This is a genomic window from Acetobacter sp. DmW_136 (assembly GCF_008690365.1).
GTDB classification, from domain to species: Bacteria; Pseudomonadota; Alphaproteobacteria; order Acetobacterales; family Acetobacteraceae; genus Acetobacter; species Acetobacter oryzifermentans.
In genome coordinates, this window is the sequence record NZ_VHON01000028.1 from 41,293 (window position 1) to 53,886 (window position 12,594).

Below are 12,594 nucleotides of genomic sequence, written 5' to 3' on the forward strand. Positions count from 1 at the left end.
ATGGTGTGCAGGCTTAGAGTGTTTCCTGCGTGTGACAGATTTTTTCTGGCACAGAACAGATGAGGCCGGTAGATGACGCACATGGTAAATGCAGTGGCGGATGGCCGGGTGAACAAAATGACCTCACAGGCTGAAAAAACTTCAGGATCTGGTGTTGTTTCTGCACAGCCACCCAAGCCTGTTGCGGGCCGAGGGCGAGATCATCGGATTGATGCCATGCGTGGTGTGGCGTTGCTGATGATGTTTATAGACCATATCCCTCAAAACCTGCTCAACCGTTTTACCATGCGCAATGTCGGGTTTGCAGATGCGGCGGAAGTATTTGTGCTGCTTGCAGGGTATGCATCGTGGTTGGCATATGGGCGTGGCTTTAGAAAATACGGTGTACCCACAATTCTAAAGCGGATTTTTCGCCGGTGTGTGCAGCTTTATATTGGCCAGACTATTATGGTGGCGGCTTATGTCTTCACCGTAAGGGCATGGCGTCATTTTACTCCGGTTTCAGTCGATTATCTGGAGCCTGAACTGGCACATGGCATGGGCTGGGTCTGGCGTGTGATGATGTTTGATGCCTTGCCCAGTAACCTTAACATTTTGCCTCTTTATATTGTTCTGCTGGGCGGGTTCCCACTTTTTTATGTGCTAATGCGTGTGCATCGCTCACTCGCGCTCGTGCTTTCTGGTGCCGTATGGTTGTTCGTTAATTTTGATCCAGAAATAAACTTTCCTAACTGGCTGGACCCGGATGGGTGGTACTTCAACCCGTTTGCATGGCAGTTTCTGTTTGCGCTGGGTCTTACGGCCTCAGCCGAAACCGAGCGGCGTGGGGGGGATCTGCCGCAGAAGCGGTTACTGGTGATAGCCAGCATGTTGTATCTGGCGTTTTCTGCCATTCAGGCTTTTCCATGGACATTGTGGGGGCTGCCAGATTTCCGCCCGTTTGGAGATTCCATAGCGCCTGCTAAAACATGGCTTTCTCCGTTTCGTCTGCTGGATGTTGTGGCCATTTTTTATCTGGTTCAGTCCTCAGATAAAGCGCGGCAGTGGGCGGCGGAAAGTAAGCTGGGGCAAATTCTGGCACGGGTTGGCCGTCATTCCTTGGAAATCTTTGTGGTGGGCACGGTGCTGGATCTGTACGCACGGCTTATTTTTAGCACGTTTGGTGAAGGTTGGGGCTTACAGGTGGCGGTCAACATTGTGGGGCTGGCTGTGCTGTTCTGGCTGGCTGCTTGGCTGGATGCCCGCCGTACACGCCAACGGGCTGCATTGGCTGCCAGTAAGTAAGACAGCGCCAGCGATTGTTGTGAAGGAAACACCATGTCCTTAACCAAGGTTTCTTCCCTACCGCATGTGGCCCAGCTTTTGCGGCACAAAAAGCCAGTAAGAATAACGTTGTTTGGATCTTCCTCTACAGAAGGGGTAGGTGCCTCATCACTCGCTACCAGTTATGCAGGTGTTTTTGAGCAAAAAATGCGCGCTGCGGTGCCTGATAAGCTGGAAGTCATCAATCGCGGTATTGGTGGGCAAGGGGCCATGCAGATGCATGCACGGCTGGCACAGGTTCTGGCGGACAAGGCAGATCTTGTAATTTGGCAAGGCGGTGTAAATGATCCGCTAACAGGCATAAATCTGACAGATTTTGAACAGATAACGCGGGATGATCTGCTTGCCCTGCGTGAAAATGGAGCAGACGTTGCGCTCATGGATTTGCAATGGTGCCGTTTGTTGGATGAATGCCCCGTGGCGTCAGCTTTTCAGGCATCGGTGCATGCGCTGGGGCAGGAACTGGAAATGCCCGTGTTCCCACGTTTTGAGCTGATGAAGCTGTGGAGCAAAGCATACGGTTTAGGGCGGGAAGATCTTTCCCCCGATGGCATTCATATGGGTGATACGGGCTACCGCCTGTTAGGTGAGGCCGTGGCTCAGTGGGTGTTGGATTTAGCGGCGGAATAACGGCTTCAAATTGGGTCGATATGGGCAGAACAAAAAACCGCATGTGTAAATCGGGCTGACCTTTCAGTATGTTCATGCCATAAACTCACAATATCCTTTCCTGCCGCTGTCTGACAGAAAGACTGTTTCTTCATGCGTATATCTGCCCGTTTTGCCCGTGTTTTTTCTCTGTCTGGTCTTTTGCTGGCGGGGGCAAGCTTTGCGTATCCTGCGCAGGCAGATCAGGCTTCCACGACTGCGCCACCTGTCGTGGTTGCGCAGCGTGTGCCGGAAAGCTTTGCAGATCTGGCGGCAAAGCTTTTGCCTGCTGTGGTGAATGTTTCTACCACCCAGACAGTGCGGGCAGATTCGGACGATGATGATGAAGATGACCAACTGCCACAGATGCCCAATTTTCCGCAGGGCTCTCCGTTCGAGAAGTTCTTTCATGATTTCATGAACAGGCAGACCGAGCCAGATGCACCGCCACGGCGGATGCAGGCATTGGGGTCTGGCTTTATTATTGATCCTACCGGGTACATCGTGACCAACAATCACGTTATCCGTAAGGCAGACCGTATTACGGTTACCTTGCAGGATAACACGGTACTAACGGCCAAGGCTGTTGGGCATGATGATAGAACAGATCTGGCACTGCTGAAGGTGGAAAGTAAAAAGCCTCTGCCTTTTGTACAGTTCGGTAATAGTGATAGCCACAGAGTGGGGGATTGGGTGCTGGCTATTGGCAACCCGTTTGGTTTGTCTGGCACGGTTACGGCAGGTATTATTTCCTCACGCGGGCGCAATATTGACCAAGGCCCGTATGATGATTTCATCCAGACAGATGCGCCTATCAACAAAGGCAATTCCGGTGGCCCGTTGTTTGATATGAATGGGCAGGTTATTGGCGTAAATACAGCCATTTATTCGCCCTCCGGCGGATCTGTTGGTATTGGGTTTGCCATTCCTTCCAACGAGGCCCGCAATGTGGTCGAGCAACTGCGTAAAACCGGCAAGGTTTCACGCGGGTGGCTGGGAGTGAGAATCCAGAATGTTACGCAGGATATTGCGGATGGTCTGGGGCTTACGCCTGCCCGCGGCGCCTTGGTGGCCGGGGTGGAAAAAAATGGCCCCGCTGCCAAAGCGGGCTTGCAGACCGGGGATGTTATTCAGGCGCTGAATGCGCAGCCGATTGAAGGCAAGGCATTACCACGCCTTTCTGCCCAATTGCCGGTAGGCAGTGTGGCCCATCTTGGTGTATGGCGGCATGGTAAAATCTTGGATCTGCCTGTCACTATTGCAGCATTGCCCGAGCCTGCGGCTGATACACCGCAGAAACCAGCGGCCCCATCTAAAACCAAGGAAACTATTAGTTTTGCAGATTTTGGTTTTTCTGTTGGTGTGATTGATACAGCAGCCCGGCAGAAATACGGCCTGTCTGCAAATCAGAAAGGGGTGCTGGTGACATCGGTGCAGGATGATGGTCTTGCCGCAGACCGAGGGTTAAAGCCCGGAGATGTGATTACCGAAGTGCAGCAGGCAGAAGTCAATACGCCAGCAGATCTGAAAAAACGGATTGAAGCAGCCAAGAAGGACAAAAAGCGTTCAGTGCTGCTGCTTGTGCATGATTCGGATGGTTTGCGCTGGATTCCGTTTTCCTTAACGGGTGAAGATACGTCTCAATAAATGGTTCCATTTTCTATTCAGGCGCCATGGCTGAACAATGCTGTGGCGCGGCAGACCGTACGGCTGCTGAGTGCCGTTGGTCTTTCTGGCTTTATGGTGTGGCTTACCAATCTGCAGGAGCCGGGTTGGGCCATTATTACCTCCGTCATTGTCACGCAAAACAGCATTACGGATACTATTTCCAAAGGGCGGGATCAGATTGTTGGCACCCTGATTGGAGCGGTTGCCAGTATTGTACCCATTACGCTGATGATGTTTTTGCGTTGGCCATTATGGGAGGCCTTTGCAATCGCCTTTATTCCACTGGCCGTGTTGGTCAGCTGGAAGCCCGCAGCACGCATGGGCGTGGTTACGCTTATGATTGCCACTTTGTTTCCATCAGAAGGAGATCCTTACCTCCGGCCTATTGAGCGCGTGTTGGCTATTCTGATCGGGGTAGGTGTTTCCACACTGGTAACGTACGTTGTGCTGCATGAGCAGGCACGACGAGATGCCTTTCGCAACGCTGCGGAAACAGTGACGCAAATTGTGGCCATGCTGCAAAAAGCTCGCTCTGGAAATACAGACTGGGTGACCATTCAGGACATGAATGATGATTGCGCGGCATCGTTGCGCAAGGTTCAGGCTGCGTTGGAAGAGGCGCGGCGCGAACACTGGAAACCGTTGGAGCAACGAGACCCCATGCTGGCGCAACTGCCCAAGGAAGTGCGGCAATTGCAAATGGATGCATTGGTGGTAGCGCGCGCCATGCTGCGTTTTCCACATTCAGGCTCCACTATCCCTCCACAACAGGTGGCCACCATTAGTGCTGGTCTGCTGCGTGGGTTCCAATGGGTTATTCAGCGCTGCAATGATGAAGCCACTGCCCGTTCAGGTAATGATAGCCGTGTGGCGGCAGAAGTTATTTCTGCCCTTCCAGCAGAAGATGAAACGGCAGACCCCATCATACGTTTTGTTGTGGGAATCCTGCTTACGGATTTGAAGCATATTATCAGTTTTCTGGGTGAGGATGACGCAGACCGCCCCTGATTTTCAGGAAGGCAGGCCCTGCATGTCTGGAACGCTATAAACTTATAGGCCGCTGTGTTGCTTGGAAACATGACGGAGGGGCATGCAGCGAGCAGTGGAAAATGAGGCAAGAAATGGCAAGTGATCTCAACACAGTTGTGCGTGTACATCACACAGGGCCACCAGATGTATTGCGTGTTGAAACGCTTCCGGTTCCCCAGCCTCAAAAAGGGGAAGTGCTGCTACGGCAGGAAGCCATAGGTGTTAATTTTATAGATACCTATTTTCGTTCCGGTCTGTACCCGTTTCCAACTTTGCCAGCTATTCCGGGGAATGAGGGCGCAGGCGTGGTGGAAAAAGTGGGTGACGGGGTACAACATCTTCGGCCCGGTATGCGAGTTGCTTATGCCGGAGCTTTGGGGGCCTATGCCTGTTATCGCACCATTGCAGCAGACAGGCTGGTGGTGTTGCCAGATGCTATTCCATTTGAGATTGCTGCGGCAGTTACCTTACGTGGCCTTACGGCCCATATGTTGTTGCGCCAAGTTTATCAGGTTCGTACAGGACAGGATATTTTGGTTTATGCCCCGGCAGGGGGTGTTGGGCAGCTTGTGTGCCAGTGGGCGCGGCATCTGGGTGTGCGGGTGATAGGCGTAACCTCTACAGAGGAAAAAGCGGCTATTGCCAAGGTTTGCGGTGCGGCAGATGTTGTTATTGGCATATCAGATTTACCTGCCCAGATACGGGAACTGACTGACGGGAAAATGGTACCCGTTGTATATGACAGTATTGGGCGAGATACTTTTGAAACCAGCCTGAACTGCCTTGCGCCACGTGGGCTTATGGTCAGTTATGGTAATGCATCCGGGCCGGTTACCGGGGTATCTGTAGGTACCTTAAGTGCTCATGGAAGCTTGTATCTGACACGCCCATCTTTGATGACATATATTGCAGACCGCAAGGAGTTGGAGGCTGGGGCGCAGGAACTGTTTGCAATGGTAGAGCAGGGGGTGTTGAAGCCAGCAATTGGCCAACGCTTCCCGCTTGCAGAAGCCGAGCAAGCGCATAGGGCGCTGGAATCGCGCAGCACAACAGGTAGTACGATTCTGACAGTCTAGATTTTTGCGCAGCTGTCATGAACATATGCCAACATTTATTTCAATGGCATGACGTGCAGGCCCGTATAGGGTAGGGTAACTTATCTGCCTGATTGTAACGGGCGGAATAGATCAAGGATAACAAAACATGTCCAAGTGTGCGGTTAAGTGCCCGAAATCTCCATGTGTGCGTGGCCTTCTGGTTGCCGGACTGATTGCAACAGTGGTGTATTTTCTGCGTAAGAAGAAGTCCTGCGCATAAAATTTGCTTCTTGCAGATTTCATGCAGCAAAGCCCGTCTGGTCTGCCAGACGGGCTTTCTGTTTTCTGATCGCGTCGTTGTCAGACACCATAACATGGCGTCATGGCTTGTGTTATGGTGAAACCATTGTATCACGGGCATTAAAATAACCCAGTGTCTGGCGCATGGCTGCATCAGACTGATGTTGGAAAGGATTAAGAGCGTTGCATCCTCTCGTTTCCCGTATGTCTTCTTTGGTCACAGGTTCTGTGGCTGTGTGCACGCTCGCTGTAGCTGGCTTAGCTGCTGCTCCTTCCGCAGCTCATGCTCAGGCTTCCGTGCTTTTGAAAAACCAGACCGCAACCGCTGTGGTTGAAACAGTGGACCGTGATGCGCGTGAAGTGCTGCTGCGTGAAGGCAATGGGCATCTGATCACCATTGAATATGGTAGTGCTGTGCGTGATCTGCCGCATCTGCATGAAGGTGATCACCTCAAAATTCGCTTTGTGGAAACACTAGGTGCCCAGATGGCCCCTCCAGGTAGCCCGCTGCCCGAATCCACACTCACAACTGCCCGTGGTTATGCGCACGGCCACCCACGTGGTGTTATTGCAGCTTTCAATCGTGAACGTGGCACCATTAAGGCGATTGACCTGAAAACCCACACGGTTTCTTTTGTAACGGACGATGGCGCGCTGCATGTTGCCGTTTTGCGTACGCAGGCTATGCAGGATTTTCTGGCGACTCTGAAAATTGGTGACGTGGTGGATATTACCCGTGCGGAATCCATTTCTTATGTCATCACCAATGAAAACGTGCCCCAGCCGCCCACCAGTGGGCCGCAACTTGCTGCTCCGGGTGGTGATAGCGTAGCAGCCCCTGCAACACAGGCGGCTCCTGCTGCTGCTCCGCTTGAAGCTCCGGCAGCAGCTGGGCAGTAAGAGTTTATCTGCGCGGATATCATTTTTTTGAGGTGATATCCGGTCTGGATGAAACGGCATGAAAAAGCCCCGGTGGATTTTTCCACCGGGGCTTTTTGTTGCTTAATGTGCTGAAAAGCTGCGTATTAACGCGGTGTCCGCCGCGTAAGCTGGCTTACATCTCTTACGGCACCACGGGCTGCGCTGGTGGTCAGGGCCGCATAGGCCTTCAGGGCGTTGGAGACCACACGGTCACGCTTGGGCTGCCATGCCTGATCACCCAGATCATCCATACGTGCCCGGCGGTCAGACAATTCGCTTTCCGGTACAGCTACAGCCAGTTTGCGGTTGGGGATATCAATTTCAATAATATCGCCTTCCTCTACCAAACCGATAACCCCGCCTTCGGCTGCTTCAGGGGAGATATGGCCAATAGACAGGCCGGAGCTTCCGCCCGAAAAGCGACCATCTGTAATGAGGGCGCATTTTTCAGCCAACCCTTTGGATTTCAGATAGCTGGTGGGGTAGAGCATTTCCTGCATGCCGGGGCCGCCTTTGGGGCCTTCGTAGCGGATCAGCACTACATCACCGGGTTTGATCTTGTCGCCCAAAATGGCGGAAACAGCGGCATCCTGGCTTTCAAAAATACGTGCTGGCCCAGAAAATGTTTCCAAGCCAGCGGCAACACCCGCCGTTTTAACAATAGCGCCATCTTCGGCCAGATTGCCGTACAGAACAGCCAAGCCACCATCCTGATTATACGCGTGTGCGCCATTACGGATGGCACCGTTTTCTGTATCCATATCCAGTTCATGATACTGGCTGGACTGCGAGAATGCTTCTGTAGTGCGCACCCCGCCCGGAGAGGCGCGGAAGAAGTCTCGTGCTGTGGTGTTGGTTTCAGCACCTGGTGCGCGGATATCCCAATTTTTCAAGGCTTCAGGCAAGTTGGCGGCATGCACCATGGGCACATCGCGATGCAACAGGCCCAGCCGATCCAGCTCACCCATAATGGCTGGAACACCACCAGCGCGGTGCACATCTTCCATATGCACATCTGGGCGGGAAGGAGAAACCTTGCACAGATGCGGCACCTTGCGGGAAAGGCGATCAATGTCCTTCATCGTAAAAGGCACATCGCCTTCATGGGCGGAGGCCAGAAGGTGCAGTACGGTGTTCGTAGAGCCGCCCATGGCGATATCCACGGACATTGCGTTTTCAAACGCATCCATTGTGGCAATGCTGCGTGGCAGCACGGAGGTATCGTCCTGCTCATAATAACGCCGGGCCATATCCACAATACGCTGGCCTGCTTCTACAAACAGGCCGCGGCGTGCGGAATGTGTGGCCACAAGGCTGCCATTGCCGGGTAGGGAGAGGCCCAGTGCCTCGGTTAGGCAGTTCATGGAATTGGCCGTGAACATGCCAGAGCAGGAGCCGCAGGTGGGGCAGGCGGAGCGTTCAATAGCCAGCGAATCGGCATCGCTTACATTTGGGTTGGCAGCAGAAACCATGGAGGTCACAAGGTCTGCGCGCTGTTCAATATCCGCCAATGTTACGCGCCCGGCTTCCATTGGGCCGCCGGAAACAAAAATGGTGGGAATATTCAACCGCATGGCGGCCATAAGCATGCCCGGCGTAATTTTATCGCAGTTGCTGATGCACACCAATGCGTCTGCGCAATGTGCATTCACCATATATTCCACAGCATCAGCAATTAGCTCGCGCGAGGGCAAGCTGTACAACATGCCGCCGTGGCCCATGGCAATGCCATCATCCACCGCAATGGTGTTGAACTCACGGCCAATTCCACCAGCTTCTGCAATGGATTGGCACACAAGCTGGCCCATATCCTTAAGGTGAACATGGCCGGGCACAAACTGGGTAAAGGAGTTGGCAACCGCAATAATGGGTTTGCCAAAATCGGAGTCTTTCATCCCGGTGGCGCGCCACAGGCTACGAGCGCCTGCCATGTTGCGCCCGTGTGTGGTGGTGCGGGATCTGTAACCGGCCATGGTGGGGTCTTCTCTCTGGTTTCTGTCTGCTGTGTGGTTCCGGAGCAATCTGGCTTCCGCCAGATATATGGGGGCTGCACATTAGACTACAAAGAAACTTCTGTCAGGCCGGGATTGTGGCTAGACCGCGGATAGTGGTTTTTCCTGCTACAGTTTTGTGACAAATCTGCTTTTACCCAGCTTTCTTGCGGGGGGTATGTTGCAGGAGACGGAGGCGTTCAGTATTCCTCCTCGCATCCGGCGGACGTTCGGAACGGAGAGCAGATGGAAATTTCCGCAAGGCAGCCCCTGCCCGCAACAAAAAAGAACCACCCAGCCGGAGGTGTTCGCACAGCAGATCCTTTCTTCAGGATGCTGGTGATAGCAACCGGTGTTGGTGTTCTGGTGGTGCTGGGGGCCATTATTGGTGTGATGGCAGTAGGGGGCTGGAAAGCCTTTGCTGTGTTTGGGCCTGAATTCCTTATATCTGCGGTGTGGAACCCCGTTACCCAGCATTTTGGGGCGGCGGCACCCGTTTTTGGCACTATTGTCAGCAGTGCGATGGCGCTTGTTGTGGCGGTGCCATTGGCTTTTGGGACTGCATTCTGGCTGGCAGCCCTTGCGCCTCCGGCAGCGGCGGCTTTTATTGGCATGGCTGTGCAGCTTCTGGCTGCTGTTCCTTCCATTATCTTCGGGATGTGGGGCTTTTTTGTGGTGGTGCCGTTGGTTGCCCACTATGTGCAGCCTACAGCGCGGCATCTGTTCGGGCATGTGCCTGGGCTTTCTGCGCTTGTGGCAGGCGCACCGTTTGGCACCGGCTTGTTCACTGCCAGCCTTATTCTGGCGATTATGATTACGCCTTCCATTACCGCCGTTATGCGGGATGTGTTTGTTTCCATGCCCACGGTATTGCGTGAAAGTGCCTACGGGTTGGGCGCAACGCGCTGGGAGGTTATGCGCAACGTGGTGCTTCCGTGGTCTCGGCAGGGTGTGATTGGCGCTGTTGTGTTGGGCATGGGCCGTGCCATGGGTGAAACAATGGCTGTGACCTTTGTTATTGGGGATAGCAACCATATTGGTTGGTCACTTTTTGCACCGGCCAACACCATTGCCTCTCTTATTGCTCTGGAATTTCCCGAAAGCCCGGCAGGGAGCCTGAAGCTGGCGTCTCTTATGGCGCTGGGGGCTATTCTGATGGCGATTTCGTTCCTGACACTCTGGTTCTCTCGCTGGCTTCTGGCCCGTGGGCAGAAAGCTGCGGGAGGTTAAGAATGGCCACATCACGTTCCCTGCTTCGGTCTGATCGTTCTGCCTCGCTTCTGTTGCGCAGGAAAGTGACCGACAGAATGGCGACCGGCCTGAGCTGGTTGGCCATGCTGATTGTTGTGTGTGTTCTGGGGTCCATTTTATGGACACTGTTTAAAAACGGGTTAGCTGGGCTAAGCATTAACCTGTTTACACATTCTATGGCCGCACCGGGCCAGAATGGCGGCTTGGCCAATGCCATTATGGGCAGCATTTTGCAAACCGGATTGGCAATTCTGCTGGGCACGCCAGCAGGTCTGCTGACAGGTATTTATCTGGCAGAATACGGCACAAACAGCGTGCTGGCGCGCACGGTGCGCTTTGTTTCTGATATGCTGCTTTCTGCTCCATCCATTCTGATTGGCCTGTTCATCTATATGGTGCTGGTGGCGCCGCTAGGACATTTTTCTGGTTATGCAGGCTCTCTGGCCCTTGCCATTCTGGCCATGCCGATTGTGGTGCGCACAACCGAAGATATGCTTTATCTGGTGCCCGTTGCCATGCGTGAGGCCGGTATTGCGCTAGGGGCTCCAAAATGGCGGGTGATCCTGTTTATCTGCCTGCGTGCAGCACGTGGCGGCATTCTTACAGGTGTGCTGCTGGCTGTGGCGCGTGTGGCGGGTGAAACAGCACCGTTGCTGTTTACATCACTGGGGAATTCCGAGTGGTCTGTTGATATGAATCGGCCCATGGCCAGCCTGCCTGTGGCTATCTACCAGTATGCAGGTTCAGCTTATCAGGATTGGATGCAGCAGGCTTGGACAGGTGCGCTGCTGGTTACACTTGGTGTGTTGATTATTAATATTGTGGTGCGGGTCGGAACCCGTGGAGGACGGACATGAGCATAGAGGTCCAAACGGAAACCGTTGCCGCAGAGCAGACAGTGACTGTTGCCGAGACAGAAAAAGATGCCCGCCCGATTGCTTTGCAAGTGCGGGATCTGAATTTCTATTATGGTAAGTCACACGCGCTGCACGATATTTCTCTTAATTTTCCCGAACGCAGCGTAACGGGTATGATTGGCCCTTCAGGGTGCGGTAAATCTACTCTGCTGCGTGTGCTGAACCGGATGTATGATCTGTATCCGGGGCAAAAGGCCACGGGCGAGGTGATATTTGATGGCCAGAATATTCTGTCTGCCGGAGTGGACCTGAACGTACTGCGCTCACGTATTGGCATGGTGTTTCAGAAACCCACACCATTCCCCATGTCCATTTACGATAACATTGCTTTTGGCATTCGGCTGCATGAGCGTGTTTCTCGTTCAGAAATGGATGGGCGGGTAGAAGATGCTCTGCGACGCGTGGCTTTGTGGTCTGAGGTTCAGGACAGGCTCAGCAGTTCTGCTACGGCTATGTCTGGTGGCCAGCAGCAGCGTTTGTGCATTGCCCGCACGATTGCCGTAAGGCCTGAAGTTATTCTGCTGGATGAACCCACAAGTGCGTTGGATCCAGTTTCCACCGCTCGTATTGAAGAGTTACTGGATGAACTGAAAACAGAGTTCACCATTGCTATTGTAACGCACAACATGCAGCAGGCTGCGCGATGTGCGGATCAGGTAGCATTTTTCTATATGGGCAAGCTGATTGAAGTGGACAGCACAGCGCGCATGTTCACAACCCCGCGTGAACAGCAGACGCAGGATTATATTACCGGCCGCTTTGGGTAAGCAGAAAGGAACACGTTATGGGAAACGAACCCGCACATACCGTTACCCGATACGATCAGGAGCTTGATCGACTGCGTGGAATTGTTGCCCGCATGGGTGGCTTGGTGGAACGCCAAACCGCGCAGGCTATTGCCGCAGTAGTGGATCAGGACGAAGAAGCCGCTATTGAACCACCCGAACTGGATACAGAGGTGGATGCGCTGGAGCGTGAGGCAGAAATGCTGGCGATCCGCATTCTGGCCCTGCGCGCACCAATGGCGGTGGATTTGCGCATGATTGTTGCTGTTCTGAAAATGAGCGGTGATTTGGAGCGTATTGGTGATTACGCTTCCAGTATTGCCCGCCGCGCCATGAAGGTGGAGCCGCTGGACGGTGCGTTTTCCTTCAGCCCGTTACGGGCAATGGCGCGTCTTGTTCAGGAAAATCTGCACAAGGCCATTGAGGCCATGGTGGAAAATGACAGCACCCGCGCCATGGAAGTGTGGAATGCAGATACCGCTGTGGATGAGCTGTATACAGCCATGTTCCGTGAACTGGTCACGTATATGATGGAAGATCCGCGTAAGATCGGCCCATGTATCCATCTTTTGTTTGTTGCGAAAAACCTGGAACGTATTGGTGACCACGCCACCAATATTGCAGAGCGGGTGTACTACGCTGTAACCGGCAATATGCTGCCAGCAGTGCGCCCACGCGGTGGCGCTGCCAGAAAAGACACTCATAAAGAGTCTTGATTGTATAA

General features: G+C 53.4%; 11 protein-coding genes. 10 read left to right on the forward strand and 1 reads right to left on the reverse strand.

The features are described from left to right. Window positions 1–72: 72 nt before the first annotated feature. From FKW31_RS09660 to FKW31_RS09685, 6 genes are all read left to right on the forward strand, one after another. The gene (locus tag FKW31_RS09660) at window positions 73–1,284 is read left to right on the forward strand and encodes an OpgC family protein (RefSeq protein ID WP_150178418.1); all 1,212 of its coding nucleotides are present in this window, start codon (window positions 73–75) and stop codon (window positions 1,282–1,284) included. Window positions 1,285–1,317: 33 nt separating this feature from the next. Continuing rightward, on the forward strand, window positions 1,318–1,953 hold the full coding sequence (locus FKW31_RS09665) for an SGNH/GDSL hydrolase family protein (RefSeq protein WP_150178419.1): 636 nt from the start codon (window positions 1,318–1,320) through the stop codon (window positions 1,951–1,953). 132 nt (window positions 1,954–2,085) lie between these two features. Beyond that, a complete protein-coding gene (locus FKW31_RS09670) occupies window positions 2,086–3,618 on the forward strand; it encodes a DegQ family serine endoprotease (RefSeq protein WP_150178420.1) in 1,533 nt (510 codons plus the stop codon). Then, window positions 3,619–4,647: an aromatic acid exporter family protein gene (locus FKW31_RS09675; RefSeq protein WP_006115067.1), complete on the forward strand. Its 1,029-nt coding sequence runs from the start codon at window positions 3,619–3,621 to the stop codon at window positions 4,645–4,647. It abuts the gene before it with no gap. A 101-nt stretch (window positions 4,648–4,748) separates the two neighbouring features. After that, on the forward strand, window positions 4,749–5,744 hold the full coding sequence (locus FKW31_RS09680; RefSeq protein WP_150178421.1) for a quinone oxidoreductase: 996 nt from the start codon (window positions 4,749–4,751) through the stop codon (window positions 5,742–5,744). Window positions 5,745–6,209: 465 nt separating this feature from the next. Next, window positions 6,210–6,905 carry a hypothetical protein gene (locus FKW31_RS09685; RefSeq protein ID WP_035352260.1) on the forward strand — a complete coding sequence of 232 codons (696 nt, stop codon included), beginning with the start codon at window positions 6,210–6,212 and terminating at the stop codon, window positions 6,903–6,905. A 125-nt stretch (window positions 6,906–7,030) separates the two neighbouring features. On the opposite strand, the gene ilvD is transcribed toward FKW31_RS09685, so the two are convergent. After that, window positions 7,031–8,899, reverse strand: a complete 1,869-nt coding sequence (gene ilvD, locus FKW31_RS09690; protein WP_150178422.1) for a dihydroxy-acid dehydratase — start codon at window positions 8,897–8,899, stop codon at window positions 7,031–7,033. Window positions 8,900–9,163: 264 nt separating this feature from the next. Here ilvD and pstC point away from each other — a divergent pair, with 264 nt between their 5' ends. From pstC to phoU, 4 genes are read left to right on the forward strand one after another with little or no spacing between them, the layout of a single operon-like run. Further along, on the forward strand, window positions 9,164–10,147 hold the full coding sequence (gene pstC / locus FKW31_RS09695) for a phosphate ABC transporter permease subunit PstC (protein ID WP_063354702.1): 984 nt from the start codon (window positions 9,164–9,166) through the stop codon (window positions 10,145–10,147). A gap of 2 nt (window positions 10,148–10,149) precedes the next feature. Beyond that, a complete protein-coding gene (gene pstA, locus FKW31_RS09700) occupies window positions 10,150–11,025 on the forward strand; it encodes a phosphate ABC transporter permease PstA (protein ID WP_006115062.1) in 876 nt (291 codons plus the stop codon). Further along, window positions 11,022–11,852: a phosphate ABC transporter ATP-binding protein PstB gene (gene pstB, locus FKW31_RS09705; RefSeq protein ID WP_089179738.1), complete on the forward strand. Its 831-nt coding sequence runs from the start codon at window positions 11,022–11,024 to the stop codon at window positions 11,850–11,852. Before pstA ends, pstB begins: the two co-directional genes overlap by 4 nt. A 17-nt stretch (window positions 11,853–11,869) precedes the next feature. Next, entirely contained in the window at window positions 11,870–12,586 is a 717-nt protein-coding gene (gene phoU, locus FKW31_RS09710; protein WP_006115060.1) for a phosphate signaling complex protein PhoU, read from the forward strand. Window positions 12,587–12,594: the final 8 nt, after the last annotated feature.